15 protein-coding genes and 1 pseudogene are annotated in these 12,566 nt (G+C 61.9%); 15 read left to right on the forward strand and 1 reads right to left on the reverse strand.

Annotated features, from left to right (window positions below; all coding sequences use genetic code 11):
• Window positions 1-225: pseudogene (locus tag AAFO90_RS22680) on the reverse strand (hypothetical protein); the annotation flags it as partial.
• A gap of 194 nt (window positions 226-419) precedes the next feature.
• Between AAFO90_RS22680 and AAFO90_RS22685 the strand changes: the two are divergent.
• From AAFO90_RS22685 to istA, 15 genes are all read left to right on the forward strand, one after another.
• The gene (locus tag AAFO90_RS22685) at window positions 420-746 is read left to right on the forward strand and encodes a hypothetical protein (protein WP_347510875.1); all 327 of its coding nucleotides are present in this window, start codon (window positions 420-422) and stop codon (window positions 744-746) included.
• Window positions 703-1,386 (forward strand): lytic transglycosylase domain-containing protein, encoded by a 684-nt coding sequence (locus AAFO90_RS22690; protein ID WP_347510884.1) that lies wholly within the window; start codon window positions 703-705, stop codon window positions 1,384-1,386. Before AAFO90_RS22685 ends, AAFO90_RS22690 begins: the two co-directional genes overlap by 44 nt.
• Window positions 1,383-1,673 carry a TrbC/VirB2 family protein gene (locus AAFO90_RS22695; protein WP_054540759.1) on the forward strand — a complete coding sequence of 97 codons (291 nt, stop codon included), beginning with the start codon at window positions 1,383-1,385 and terminating at the stop codon, window positions 1,671-1,673. The genes AAFO90_RS22690 and AAFO90_RS22695 overlap by 4 nt, the downstream gene beginning before the upstream one ends.
• A 9-nt stretch (window positions 1,674-1,682) precedes the next feature.
• A complete protein-coding gene (locus AAFO90_RS22700; RefSeq protein WP_009574151.1) occupies window positions 1,683-1,961 on the forward strand; it encodes a VirB3 family type IV secretion system protein in 279 nt (92 codons plus the stop codon).
• Window positions 1,951-4,335, forward strand: a complete 2,385-nt coding sequence (locus AAFO90_RS22705; protein ID WP_347510876.1) for a type IV secretion system protein B4 — start codon at window positions 1,951-1,953, stop codon at window positions 4,333-4,335. The genes AAFO90_RS22700 and AAFO90_RS22705 overlap by 11 nt, the downstream gene beginning before the upstream one ends.
• Window positions 4,332-4,547 (forward strand): hypothetical protein, encoded by a 216-nt coding sequence (locus tag AAFO90_RS22710; RefSeq protein WP_028095514.1) that lies wholly within the window; start codon window positions 4,332-4,334, stop codon window positions 4,545-4,547. Before AAFO90_RS22705 ends, AAFO90_RS22710 begins: the two co-directional genes overlap by 4 nt.
• A 4-nt stretch (window positions 4,548-4,551) precedes the next feature.
• Window positions 4,552-5,718: a lytic transglycosylase domain-containing protein gene (locus AAFO90_RS22715; protein ID WP_347510877.1), complete on the forward strand. Its 1,167-nt coding sequence runs from the start codon at window positions 4,552-4,554 to the stop codon at window positions 5,716-5,718.
• Window positions 5,715-6,512 carry a type IV secretion system protein gene (locus AAFO90_RS22720; RefSeq protein ID WP_347510878.1) on the forward strand — a complete coding sequence of 266 codons (798 nt, stop codon included), beginning with the start codon at window positions 5,715-5,717 and terminating at the stop codon, window positions 6,510-6,512. The genes AAFO90_RS22715 and AAFO90_RS22720 overlap by 4 nt, the downstream gene beginning before the upstream one ends.
• 14 nt (window positions 6,513-6,526) lie before the next feature.
• Window positions 6,527-7,174, forward strand: a complete 648-nt coding sequence (locus AAFO90_RS22725; protein ID WP_189658424.1) for a type IV secretion system protein — start codon at window positions 6,527-6,529, stop codon at window positions 7,172-7,174.
• Complete coding sequence (locus AAFO90_RS22730; RefSeq protein WP_347510879.1) at window positions 7,171-7,872, forward strand: TrbG/VirB9 family P-type conjugative transfer protein; 702 nt, start codon at window positions 7,171-7,173, stop codon at window positions 7,870-7,872. Before AAFO90_RS22725 ends, AAFO90_RS22730 begins: the two co-directional genes overlap by 4 nt.
• Window positions 7,869-9,194: a TrbI/VirB10 family protein gene (locus AAFO90_RS22735; protein ID WP_347510880.1), complete on the forward strand. Its 1,326-nt coding sequence runs from the start codon at window positions 7,869-7,871 to the stop codon at window positions 9,192-9,194. The genes AAFO90_RS22730 and AAFO90_RS22735 overlap by 4 nt, the downstream gene beginning before the upstream one ends.
• 1 nt (window position 9,195) lies before the next feature.
• Window positions 9,196-10,230, forward strand: coding sequence for an ATPase, T2SS/T4P/T4SS family (locus AAFO90_RS22740; RefSeq protein WP_347510881.1), 1,035 nt, complete (start codon window positions 9,196-9,198; stop codon window positions 10,228-10,230).
• A gap of 15 nt (window positions 10,231-10,245) precedes the next feature.
• Window positions 10,246-10,665 (forward strand): hypothetical protein, encoded by a 420-nt coding sequence (locus AAFO90_RS22745; protein WP_347510882.1) that lies wholly within the window; start codon window positions 10,246-10,248, stop codon window positions 10,663-10,665.
• Window positions 10,665-11,639, forward strand: a complete 975-nt coding sequence (locus AAFO90_RS22750) for a type IV secretion system protein (protein ID WP_347510883.1) — start codon at window positions 10,665-10,667, stop codon at window positions 11,637-11,639. Before AAFO90_RS22745 ends, AAFO90_RS22750 begins: the two co-directional genes overlap by 1 nt.
• A 78-nt stretch (window positions 11,640-11,717) precedes the next feature.
• Window positions 11,718-12,566, forward strand: an 849-nt coding sequence (gene istA / locus AAFO90_RS22755) for an IS21 family transposase (RefSeq protein ID WP_347510885.1), incomplete at its 3' end; no start/stop codon positions are given.

Here is a 12,566-nt window from a genome sequence, read left to right on the forward strand (position 1 = left end):
ACTGACCATCATGGCCCGCGGCGCGTAAAAGCCGCAACACGAGGCCGAATACACGACCGCAATCAAATCGCTGGAAATCAGCTCAGGAAATCCTTGCAAAACCGGGGGCATCCATACACTACCCCAGAACGGTCGTTCGGGAGGTACGCAATCTGCTGCCGCGGCTATCGGCATGCTTCCAAGCAGGAACGCGAACAGCAACGGTGCGTTGCGCGCAATAAACAAGCGCAGGGCAAAACTCCTTTGCCGCCTTTAAGATTATCATTCTGTCGGCTATCACCGTTATCGGAGCAAGGCGAACTTCGTCAACACGTTATTATTGTCTTGCTATCATTAATGTTGTTTTGTATCGCTCACGGTGTTGCGACCCCGTGGGCCTGATACTGCACCCAGGCAGAACAAGGACCCAAGGGAAGGCCATGATAGAAGAAGCCCCGAATGTGGTTACAGAAGACGGACTGCGCGGCTTGCTCGCCGAGGGCTACCTCATTGAGGTGGTCTGCAAGGAGAGAGCAGAGAAGCGCCATAACAGCTGGTACGGCTCGTGGGTCATCCGCGCCGTCGCCACTGATGGGCGTGACGATAAGATGCTCGTCACCAGCCGAAGCGTCCTCAAGCTCCGCGACTTCAAAACCATCGTTGGCCTTGTCAGTTTCCTGGCCGACATGGGCTGTACGACCGCTAGCATCCCACTTGAAGAAGGTGGCCGCGAGCGCCACGCCGCGCCTCCGTTCAAAGGCAGCTGACCGCGCGACTGCGCTCGTCGTTGCTTTGGGTACAGGCGTTTGTTCCGCGCCCCCGGCCCTGGCCGACGGTTTCATCTTTTCGGTTGGCCCAGACGGCCAATTGATTTCCTCTTCTCAAGAGGCAAACGGGCGCCTTTTTCTCTTCGCAGAACCTCGCGTTCCTGACGCAACGAGCGAGACAGCGATCCCGGCTCGATCCGCCGCCCGCGCCACCCCAGAAATCCTCCATGCGATCGAGACCACGGCTCTGCGGTATGCCGGGCATGGTGCGCTGCGTCGCGCGGGGCTTTCCGTCTCTGATTGGGCGCTCCTTTACCGGGCCAATATCGAAGTCGAGAGCGCATACAATCCGGCTGCACGTAGCCCTGTCGGTGCCATAGGCCTCGGGCAGCTTATGCCGGATACTGCCCGCGACCTCGGCGTCGACCCACATGACATTGCGCAGAACCTCGACGGATCAGCTCGCTACCTGCTGATGATGCTCGACCAGTTCGGCGAGGGCTCTCTGGCCCTTGCGGCATACAACGCTGGCCCTGAGGCGGTCACACGCCACGGCGGCATTCCCCCTTTTCGCGAAACCCAAGGGCATGTGGCCCGTGTGACCGCCGTGTTTGAGCGGCTCAGAGGAGATCTTTCATGACATCGAGACCTTCGATCGTCGCGCTCGGCGCGATGGCCCTTATCGTGCTGGCGGGTCCAGCGCTTGCACAGAGCATCGACCTCTCGCCGGTACAGACCCTGCTTCAAGGCATTGTCGATGCGATCACCGGTCCCTTGGGAATCGTGATTGGCACGCTCGCACTGATCGGGGTGTTCCTTTCCTGGCTCTTTGGCATCCTCGACTTTCGTCAGGCGCTTTGGGTCGTGGTTGCAATTGCGGGCATCGCCGCAGCACCCACCATCGTCGCCGCCATCTGGACCACCTGAGCTCCATCCATGGCTGACCAGTCCCGCGTGTTCATCGGTCTTCTCAGGCCACCCAAGCTGATGGGCTTGCCGATCATGTACGCAATGGTCTGGCTCTTCGGCTCGACGCTTCTGTTCCTCTGGGTGCAGAGCTGGGTGGTGGCTGTGTTCGCGGGGCTGGCCTGGCCGGCGCTCTGGAAGGCCGCAGACTGGGATCCGAACTTCCTCGATGTCCTGGTGATCACCCTGCAGGAAACCCCGCCCACGACTAACCGCAAGCTGCACGGAGGCGACAGCTATGCCCCGTGATGGACTGGCCGATGAGATTGAGAACGCCATCGATCCGCTGACCGCGCTACCCGCATGGGTCAAGGGCGAGAAGCGGCTCTCAATGATGCTGCCTTATGTGAGCCTCGTGAACGACCGAACGATCCGGACACGCGGCAACGAACTGATGCAGTGCATCCGCCTCGAAGGGGTGAACAGCACCACGAGCGAGGACGGGCATCTCGACCGGATCGGAGGGTTGCTGGCTGGCATCGTCGCGCAGGTGGGGACGGAGTTCTCCTTCTACCTGCACAAGGTCTCGAAAGCGGTCGATGTGACCCTGCCGCCCATTCCAGGCGAAGGGTTTGCTGCCGCCCTCGACAAACGATGGCACGCGCATCTCGGCCGCGCGGGCTTGCGCGACAAGACGCTAACCCTGACCGTGCTGAAGCGACCTGAGACCGGCAGCCGCTTGCCGTTCGGACTTGGGGCTTCTCGCTCGCGACATGCGGCCGACACCACCCGCCGCTTGCGCAAGCTCGACGAGGTTGTGGGGTTTCTGCTGTCCTCCTTCGATGAGCTGAAGCCCCGCCTGCTGGCCGCAAGCACCGGCGAGCTTCTGGGCTTCCTCGGTTCACTCAACACGGGCGAGGAGCACCCGCTCTTCCCCCGGTCGCGCCTCGGTGTGATCGCCGAGGACGTAGCCAATACGCGCGTCACCTTCCGCGGCACGACCATCGCACTCTCGGACGGTGCCGTCGGCGACAAGCTCGGGGCGATCTTTGCGGTGAAGAACTACCCGGCCAAGACCGATAGCCTGATGCTCGACGAGTTGAATCTGCCCGTCGACATGGTGGTCACGCACTCTTTTGTGCCGATCAACGCCAACATCATGGCGGGCCGGATCAAGCGGCAGCTGCGGCTAATGCAGGCCGCCAATGACGGAGCCGTCAGTCTCGCCCAGGAACTGGAACTCGCGCAGGACGATCTGGAATCCAAACGCCTGATCTTCGGCGAGCACCACATGACCGTGGCCGTCTATGCCCGCACCCAGACGGCGCTTGACGACATCGCGGCCGAAATCCGCAACATCTCCGCCACTTCCGGGATCAACCTGATCTCGGAAGCCTTCGGGGCGCGGGCGCATTTCATGGCGCAGCATCCCGGGAACACAGGGGCGCGCAGCCGCAAGGCCGCAATCACGAACCACAACTTCGCCGATCTCGCTACCTTCCACCGCACCCCGCTCGGAAAGACAGGGCGGGAAGTCCCCTGGGGCGTGCCGATCACGCTCTTTCCGACACCCGAGCGCAGTGGTTTTCGCTTCAACTTCCACGAACAGGGCGCGCCGGATCGCGAGCCCACGGGAGGCCACACGCTGATCCTCGGCCGTCCCGGCTCCGGTAAATCCGTCCTGGCGGCTTTCCTGATGACCATGGCACGGCGGGCAGGTGCGCGGGTCTTCGTATTCGACTATCGCGCGGGCATGGAGATGGCCGTCCGCGCGCTCGGCGGCAGCTATTCGACCGTGCGGGCGGGGCGCCCCACGGGCCTCAATCCGCTCCAGACCGAGATCGACGTGCGGGGCCAGGCATGGCTTGCTGATTGGCTCGCGAGCCTCTTGGAGCGGCACGATCGACCGCTGACCCCGGTTCAGACCAACCGACTGCAGGAAGTCGTGCGCCAGAACGCGAGCGCAGGACATGCAGGCCTACGGAACTGGTCGGATTTCGCCTCGCTGCTGGTCTCGACCGATGACGAGGGCGATCTCTTCGAGCGTATGCAGGAATGGACGGCCGAGGGTCGCTACGGCTGGATCTTCGGGGCCAATGCCGAGGACAGTTTCAGCATCGATGGAGACGTCGCGGGCTTTGACCTCACCGGCATCCTCGATTCCGAGAGCGAGCGGGAACGCATGGCGGTCCTGTCCTACCTCTTCCGCCGGGTCGAGCGGGTGATCGAGGACCGCAAGCCCACCATCATCGTCATCGACGAGGCATGGAAAGCCCTCGACAACGCCTACTTCGCGGAGCGACTCAGCAACTGGCTGGTGACCGCCCGCAAGCAGAACGCCGTCGTCGTGATGATGACGCAATATGCCAGCCAGCTCGAGCGCACGCGCACCGGCAAGACCATCGTGGAAGCGGTGCCGACGCAGGTGCTCTTGCCCAACATTCGTGCTTCCGCCGCTGACTACGCGATGATCGGCCTGACCGAGAAAGAGCTCGACGTGCTTCTAGGCGTCGGCTCGGCCTCGCGGCTCGCGCTTGTACGCGACGACCGTGGTTCCGTCGTGATCGATGCCGATCTCAGCGCGCTCGGCCCGCTCGTGACCATCCTTGGCGGAATGGAGAAGGGCGAAGCGCTTGTCGGTGCTGATTATCGCGAACGTCCTGATTTCTGGAGAGTGACATGACCCGTACCATCATTCGCAGCGTCGTGCTGCTCGGGCTCGGCCTGACCCTGACAGCCTGTGCGCAGCATAACCCCCCGCAAGCCAACTGCTTCAATTTTCGCGAGGCTCCTGCGCAGGCAGGAACCGCCACCGCCACGATCTCGACCATGGGGGCGGAGGTCACGCGCCGCGACACGGCCTGCGATTTCGTCCTCTTGGGGGCGGGCGGCTGAACCAATGCGGACCTGGCTTCCTCTCTCGATGATCGGTTTTGCGCTGGCAGGTCCCACGGCGGGGCCAGCGGTCGCCCAGGGCGTGCCGACCTTCGACCTGCGCCTCTTTGCAGAGCGGCAGGCCATCCTTGAGCAGACCGATCGGGACCTGGCATTGCAGCAGGACCGGCTAAGCCGCGAGGAGGAACTGGCCGAAATCGAGCGCCAGCAACTCGCCTCCCTCGAAGGGCTGATGGATGCCATGTCGCTTGGCGCTGGAGACGTGGCCGGAACCGTGGCGGGGCTCGAGGCGGGGCAGGGAGCGGTAGACGACGTCGAAAGCGCGGCCGCCAGTCTTTATGCGCCCGAGGACACCAATCCAGCGGCAGCGCGGATGTTCGGCGATGCCAGGGAGGGGATCGAGGAGCTGATCATCCGCGCAGCACGCGACACCCATAGTCTGTCCGGGGTCGCCCGTGCGGGCCTTTCGCTTGTGCAATGGCGCTGTCTCTTGCAGGCGCTGATCTGGCAGGAAAGCCGTTTCCAGATCGGGGCACGCTCACCCGTGGGGGCCTTCGGACTTACCCAGATCATGCCCGGTACCGCGGGCGATCTCGGGATCTACCCGGCCTATTACGACGATCCCTATCTGCAGGTCACCGGCGGTGCGCGATACCTCGCACAAATGCTGAACATGTTCGATGGCAACATTATCCATGCGCTCGCCGCCTATAACGCCGGGCCGGGCAATGTGCAGGATTATGGCGGTGTGCCACCCTTCGCGGAAACCCAGCATTATGTCGTGGTGATCCCGCAGCAGTACAACAGCTACCTCGCGGCCGTAGGCGGCATTGATGCGCTCGGCACCATCGACCCTGTGCTCCTCGCCAACGCGAGTTTCAGCCTCTCGGCCCACGGCGCAGGGGTCTATGGCGACTATTCGCTGGTCTCGGTCCGTGCCGCCGCCCTGCGGGTTCAGGACATCATCACCCGCATTGGTGAGACCGAGGATCTCCACGAGGCCATCGCGCTCAACACCTATGCCCGGGCCGAACTGGCCCGGCTGGTCGCAATCCGGACCCGGATCAAGGCCGCCCGAACCGAGCCGCTCAGCGCCGAGCAGTTCGCCTTGGCGGCAGCGCAAGCTGCCGAACGGCAATACATGGATTTTAGTCAGGAGGATTTGCGTTGAACCTGCGCCTGCCCCGTTCCCTTTTCGCCGGTAGCATCGCTCTCGCGCTTGCCCTCAATGTCACCGGACCTGTCGCGGCACAGGGTGTGCCCACGGTGGACACTCAGAACATTGCTCAGGAAATCCGCCAGCTTCAACAGATGCTGCAGGATTTCGGGATCCAGACCGATCTTCTGGACAGTGCGTTGGAGCAACTGGACATGCTGCAAAGCCAACTCGATCAGCTGAACGAGATGTATGCCTCGCTCACCGGGCCGCGCAGCATCCTCGGACTTGCCATGGGCGGGGACCTCGACACCTTGCTTGAGGCCAACTTCGAAGACATCCCTGGCCTGATCCGAGGCATCCAGGCGGGCGATTGGAGCGCGCTCATCGGGCCCAATGCCGGGCCCATGCGCACGCAGATGGAACAGGCGCTGGCAAGCGCCGGCTTCGACGAGGATTCACTCCGCGAGATCGCCACCAGCGGCAATCCGGGCGCCGAAGGCGTGGCCACGCGGGCCACCACAGGTGCTGTGATGTCGGCGGCGGCGCAGAACAGCCACGCAGAGGCGGAACAGTCTCTCGAACGGGTGGAACGTCTGGTCGAGATGATCCCCGACATGGAGGATCTCAAAGCGTCAATGGATCATAACACACGCGTCACGGCGGAACTCGCCATCGCCATGACCCGGATGTGGGAGCTGGAAGCGATCCAAACCCTAGGCGCAGGCAATGCAGGCGTGGTCGACGCCGCCACGGTTGCCGAAGAACGCCGCTACATGGACTTCACCTTGCCGGATCTTGAGCCATGAGTGGGGTAGGGGTGATGACTGCGCGCGAGCTCGTGGAAGAGGAACTTGTCTATGGTGCCCTGCGCCGGGAACAGCTTTGGCGGATGATCGGCCTTTCTGGAGCAGGCTTTGGTGTATTCGGCTGTTTGACAGCTGCGGCTGTCGCGCTGATGGTCGAGACGCCGCCTCCCGTGGTTGTCCCCTACGATCCCGCGACCGGGATGGCGCTTCCCAATGCCACGGTTGAAACCGTGTCGCTCGCCGAACGCCCTGCCGTGATCGAAGCGCAAATCTACCGCTACATTCTCGACCGCGAAACCTACAACCAGCTCGACAACGATCTTCGTGTCCGCCGTGTCCTGGCACAGTCTTCCGGGTCGGCCGAGGCCAGCATGCGCGCGATGTGGACATCGGGTCAGGAGAACTATCCGCCGACGCGATACGGGGCTGCGGCCGAGATGGCCGTTGAGATCGCATCGATCACCCTTATTGGCGATAACCGCGCCCAGGTCCGGCTCAGAAAGCGCCTGACAAGCCCGCAGGGGGTACAGGATGGATCGTTCACTGCCACGTTGATGTTCGAATTCCGGCCCGAGCGGACCCGCGCGATCGACGATGTCTGGCAAAACCCTTTCGGTTTCACCGTCACCCAATATGCCATCCGATCGGACCGTTCCGAATGACTAGCACTCCAATCTTTACCTTGTTGGCCGCCAGTTTTCTCACGTTCGCGGGATCGACTGCCTTGGCCGAGACCACGCCCCGCCCAGGTACTCATGACAACCGCGTGCGCGTAGCGACCTGGACTGAAGGCCAGGTTTACCGTGTCGTCACGACTCTGACCCGCGTCACCACGGTCGAATTCGGTGAGGGTGAAACCATCCGCTCGATCATCGCCGGCGATACGGTCGGGTTTCAATTCGACGGTGTCCCGGGTGGCCGTGCCTTCGCCATCAAGCCGACAGCATCTGGCGTCGCCACCAACATCACCGTCTACACCAACCGCCGCTCCTACTACTTCCATGTCGTCGAAGCCCGGGAGACGCCGCATTATGTCGTGCAGTTCCGCTATCCTGAAAACCGCGTGCAACCCGCCAGGGCGGTTGCGGCCGATGCGCCGAATGCGAACTATGCGGTCAGCGCCCGAGAAGAGTTCACGCCGACGGCCATCTGGGATGATGGTACCTTCACGTATTTCCGGTTCGCACGGAATGCGCCGGTGCCGGCCATCTTCCGTTATTCGAACGGCAGGGAACGCGCGGTGAACAGCCAAGCCTTGAGTGACGGCGTCATCCGCGTGTCCGGCGTCAACCGACAATGGGTCCTTCGCCTTGGCGAAGAGGTGGTTTGCGTCCAGGACGCAGGACAGGCCACATCATGACCGAAGGTACGGAAGACCTCGCCGCGCGCCTCGCGGCTCTCGAAGGCTCGACTGGAAAAGCGAAGGCCAACAAGCGGCCTGCGCCGCTTGCCGCGATCCTTGGGGTCGTCGGCATCGCGGCAGCAGGTGGTCTGGCGTGGGCTGCGCTACAGCCGTCGGCAGAAGCACCAATGGCGACCGCCGCGCCGGAAGAGTTCCAGAGCAGCGGCCCCGGATTCGGAGATCTGGCGCCGATTTCTACCCCGGAGCCCAGCCAAGCCCCCCCTGCGGACACAGGTCCGAGCGAGTCTGAACTCGCGCTGATGGAAAGTCTTGCGACATTGAGAGCGGAACTCGAGGAACTGCGCGCAAGACCGGCCGAGGCCGCGGATAGCGGGGCGGAGCAGGCTATTGCGGACCTGACGGCGCAAATTGCCACCTTACAGGAAGCATCCGCCGAGGCGCAGCGTGCTCTCGAGCGGCAGCTGAACGAGCGGGATCGCGAATTGGATCAGCTCCGCATGGACTTGGAGCTTGCACGGCTTGTACCACCAGAGCCGACCTCATTGGGACCAAGTGAAGAAGAATTGCGGCTGGCCGAACTCGAAAGGCGGCGCGCAGCCGAAGCCGAGGCCCGCGCAGAGCGCATCGCGTCTCCTATGATCGCGTTCTCCGGAATTGGCGCGGGTGCGGATAGGGAGAATACGCTGGAAGCCGCGCGTCTGAATGCAGATGAAGCCTTTGTTCGTTCGGGCGCGCAACCAGCACAGGTGATACGTGCCGAAGTGATCGCGAACCCCTCGAACACGGTTGTTCAGGGTACCATGATTCAGGCTGTGACAGAGACGGCCCTCGACAGCACACTGCCCGGCGCGATCCGCGCCATCGTCTCGGAAGACGTCCATTCTTTCGATGGAACGCGTATCCTGATCCCGCGCGGCGCGCGGCTGATCGGGCGCTACCGCTCCGATGTCGCACTTGCCCAATCGCGCGTCATGGTGGCATGGGACCGGATCATCTTGCCCGATAATCAGACTGTGCAGATCAGCGCCTTCGGTGGAGACGAACTCGGCCGTACTGGCACCACCGGGTTTGTCGACACCCGTTTCGCGCAACGCTTCGGCTCCGCCGCGCTGATCTCCTTGATCGGCGCCCTGCCTGCGGCTGCAGCGGGTCAAATCAACAGCGAGGCGGCGGCCGATGTTGCGAGTGATGTCGGCACCGACCTGCGCGATAGCACGCAAAGCGTGATGCAGGACTATCTGGCGATCCGGCCAGTGATACATGTCGATCAGGGTACACGGATCACAGTCATGGTCGATCGTGACCTCGAGATTTTCTGACATGGCTGCAAGTTATCTGGAAGCGTCGCTCGACCGTTTCGGCCCCGAGGTCCTGCACGACGACACGATCGAGATCTGCATCAATCCCGACGGACAAGTCTGGGGCGAATTCCAGGGCGATCACTTCATGCGAGGTCTCGGCAGCCCGCTGAGCCAGACCGAGATCAAGGACCTCGGCAACCAGATCGCCTCGGCCGCCTCGACGACGCTCAGCACGAAGAAGCCCATTGTCTCGGTCTCGATCCTATATCGAGATCGCCCGATCCGCGCGCAAGTGATCCAGCCGCCGGCAGTCGAGGGCGGGTTTTCAATATCGTTGCGGTTCTTCTCCTCCCTGCCGCTGGAGGCAATCCGGCTCGGCTTCCTCTTTGGAAAGGAGCGCAGCCTCGAAGGTCTGCGGCGCGAACGAAACGCCGCGCTGCGCAATGTGGTTGCCTCCGGCGACATCGACGCCGCGCTGCGCTTCTGCGTCGAGAACAAGCTCAACATGATCGTTTCGGGCGGTACATCGACCGGCAAGACGGTCGCGGCGCGCAAGATCCTTTCGCTGATCGCGCCCGAAGAGCGGATCATCACTATCGAGGAGGCGGCCGAGCTGCGCCCCGAGCAGCCCAATGCCGTGACGTTGATCGCGGACCGGGACACGGATGCCCGCAGTGCCGATGTGCTCTTGGCCTCAACGCTTCGCATGCGACCTGACCGGATCGTCCTAGGCGAAGTCCGCGGGCGCGAGGCGATGACGTTTCTCGAGGCAATCAATACCGGCCACGGTGGATCGCTGACTACGCTCCATGCCGAGACCCCACAACTTGCTGTTCGTCGCCTCGCCATCGCTGCCCTGAAAACGGATGTGCCGATGACCTATGCCGACATGATCGATTATATTGAGGGCTCGATCGACGTGATCATTCAGGCAGGCCGCCATGAAGGCGCGCGCGGAATCACCGAGTTCTTCCTGCCGGGTCAAACCACAGATTTGAACCTCGACACGGTCGACGGCAGAGGCAACAAGAGCCCCTCCGTTGCCGCTGAGTAAAAAAGGACCCCCCAGATGCGAAAACCAATCCTCGCAGTCATGCTTGCCGCCCTTGCGGGCCCACTTGTGGCGCAGACTTCGCCTCCGATCTCAAACGATCTCACGGTCGATATGTCGCCTCAAAAGTACCGGATTTGCAACGATCGTCCGGCGCGCCCGACCTGGATGGACGAAATCAATCCGCGGGAAGCCTACAAGGCGCTGACGTTGATGCGTCTCTACGAGTTGCGGTCATGGGAGACGATCAACGAAAGTGGCGATTGCGGCTGTGATGTGCGCTTCCCGTCTTGGGATACCGCTTCGACCGAGTACGAGGAACAGTTCGCGAGCAACACCCAAGCGGAGCACACTCAAGCCCAATTGGCCCTCCGCAACGAACAGAACCAGATCGCCCGCGCCGTCCAGGATATCTGCGAAGCGCAAGGCAACTGGTAATGAGCATCGTCAGCTGGATGGTTGGAACCGCCGACGGCTTCCTCGCCGATGCGGCCGAGTCCCAGTTCGGGACCGTGGCGAGCAATACCGGCACGATCGTCCTGCTGATGGTCACGCTTTCGCTGATTGGCGTCTGCATCAACATGGCATTCCAGTTCCGCAGCATGGATGGGGCAAGTTTCTTCTGGTACCTGATCAAGCTGATGCTGATAGGGGTCTTCGCTTTCAACTGGGCCAACTTCAACGCTGTCGCAAATGCAGTCATTGGTGGGCTCGACTATGTGGCGGGCGCACTGATTTCATCAGTCGGGGGCGGCGGGGCGGGCGCTACCTATTTCGCAGCCGAATTCGACCGACTGATTACAGAGTTCAGCCAATACCTTAACGCTATCGGCAACAACCTCAACTGGATGACCGGAGCGATCCTCGGCGGCATTGGCCTGGTGCTCCTCAGCCTTCTCGGCTTCATGACCGGCATCGTACTCATCTTCGCCAAGATGATGCTGACACTCATGCTTGGCCTCGCTCCGATCATGATCGCACTGTCGCTCTTTGACGCGACCAAGGATTTCTTCCACAGATGGGTCTCGACGACAGTCAGCTATGCCTTCTACCCCATCGTAATCGCAGCAATGTTCTCTACCGTCGTCGGCATGGCGAATTCGCTGCTGGCCCAGCTCGGTGATCCGAACTCCGCGACCAACATCGGCTCGCTGGTGCCGTTCTTCGTCATGGTTTTCTTGGCCAAGGGCTTCGTCGCGGCAACGCCCCTGATTGTGCGGGGGATCTCCGGGAACCTGATGGTGGCGGCCGCTCCCGCCGTTGTCGCTGGATCGACAGGAATTATGCGCGGGCTCTTAAACACGGCCGGCGTCAAAGGGAGGTCGCGGATCGGTGCGTTGACAACTGGCGAGGCTATTGGACGAGGCGTATCGCAGAGCTGTATAGGGCGGTTGCAAATTAGGCCACGGTAGCGCCGGTATTTTGCCGGGGCGGGCGGCGCAAAAGTCGTCCACTTTTGCTCTCACTGTCTTTGCAGGGAGGGCCGGAGGATTTTCACCGTGGAAGTATATTTAGCCGTGCGCCGCGCGCATTTCGATGAGGGGCGCAGCAAACGTTCGATCGCCCGTGATTTTGGCCTTGCCCGTGGAACGGTCGACAAGATGTGCGCGTATTCGTCTCCCCCTGGTTACCGCCGGAGCCAGAAAGTTCGGCGCCCGAAGTTGGAAGCCTTCACCGATACAATTGACCAATGGCTTCTGGAGGATCAGAACCGTCCGAAGAAGCAACGCCATACGGCGAAGCGGATCTTTGAACGGCTCCGTGAGGAAGAAGGCTTTACCGGCGGTTATACGACCGTGAAGGACTATGTTCGGGGGCATCGTCAAAAAGCGCGGGAGATGTTCATTCCACTCGCCCATCCTCCGGGTCACGGGCAGGCCGATTTCGGTGAGGCCGTTGTCATCCTGGGGGGCGTGGAACAGAAGATCCACTTTTTTGCCTTTGACCTGCCCTACAGCGATGCATGCTATGTGCGGGCCTATCATGCGGCGACAACAGAAGCCTGGATGGACGGGCATGTTCACGCCTTTGAGTTCTTCGGGCGCGTGCCGCTCTCGGTGGTCTATGACAATGACAGCTGCCTTGTTGCGAAGATCGAAGCCGGAGGGCGGCGTCGGCGGACGCAGATGTTCACGGAGATGTTGTCACACTACCTTTTTGATGATCGCTACGGCCGCCCAGGCAAGGGGAACGATAAAGGCAATGTCGAAGGTCTGAACCGCCCCGGGTTTGCCGGAGAGTTTTTTGTTCAAAACTTAGGCGACGTGATCAAGAGCGTTTATGCTTGCGTAGAAAGTTTCCTCCACTTCTTGCGGCGGCCGATAGCCGATGGCGCCATG

Source organism: Phaeobacter sp. CAU 1743, assembly GCF_039839315.1.
GTDB lineage: Bacteria > Pseudomonadota > Alphaproteobacteria > Rhodobacterales > Rhodobacteraceae > Phycobacter > Phycobacter gallaeciensis_A.

Coding starts and splice junctions, on each gene's coding strand:
- AAFO90_RS22740 (WP_347510881.1), top strand. CDS start 9,196: ATGGCTGCAAGTTATCTGGAAGCGTCGCTCGACCGTTTCGGCCCCGAG.
- AAFO90_RS22685 (WP_347510875.1), top strand. CDS start 420: ATGATAGAAGAAGCCCCGAATGTGGTTACAGAAGACGGACTGCGCGGC.
- AAFO90_RS22705 (WP_347510876.1), top strand. CDS start 1,951: ATGCCCCGTGATGGACTGGCCGATGAGATTGAGAACGCCATCGATCCG.
- AAFO90_RS22695 (WP_054540759.1), top strand. CDS start 1,383: ATGACATCGAGACCTTCGATCGTCGCGCTCGGCGCGATGGCCCTTATC.
- AAFO90_RS22735 (WP_347510880.1), top strand. CDS start 7,869: ATGACCGAAGGTACGGAAGACCTCGCCGCGCGCCTCGCGGCTCTCGAA.
- AAFO90_RS22700 (WP_009574151.1), top strand. CDS start 1,683: ATGGCTGACCAGTCCCGCGTGTTCATCGGTCTTCTCAGGCCACCCAAG.
- AAFO90_RS22725 (WP_189658424.1), top strand. CDS start 6,527: ATGACTGCGCGCGAGCTCGTGGAAGAGGAACTTGTCTATGGTGCCCTG.
- AAFO90_RS22745 (WP_347510882.1), top strand. CDS start 10,246: ATGCGAAAACCAATCCTCGCAGTCATGCTTGCCGCCCTTGCGGGCCCA.
- AAFO90_RS22730 (WP_347510879.1), top strand. CDS start 7,171: ATGACTAGCACTCCAATCTTTACCTTGTTGGCCGCCAGTTTTCTCACG.
- AAFO90_RS22750 (WP_347510883.1), top strand. CDS start 10,665: ATGAGCATCGTCAGCTGGATGGTTGGAACCGCCGACGGCTTCCTCGCC.
- AAFO90_RS22710 (WP_028095514.1), top strand. CDS start 4,332: ATGACCCGTACCATCATTCGCAGCGTCGTGCTGCTCGGGCTCGGCCTG.
- AAFO90_RS22715 (WP_347510877.1), top strand. CDS start 4,552: ATGCGGACCTGGCTTCCTCTCTCGATGATCGGTTTTGCGCTGGCAGGT.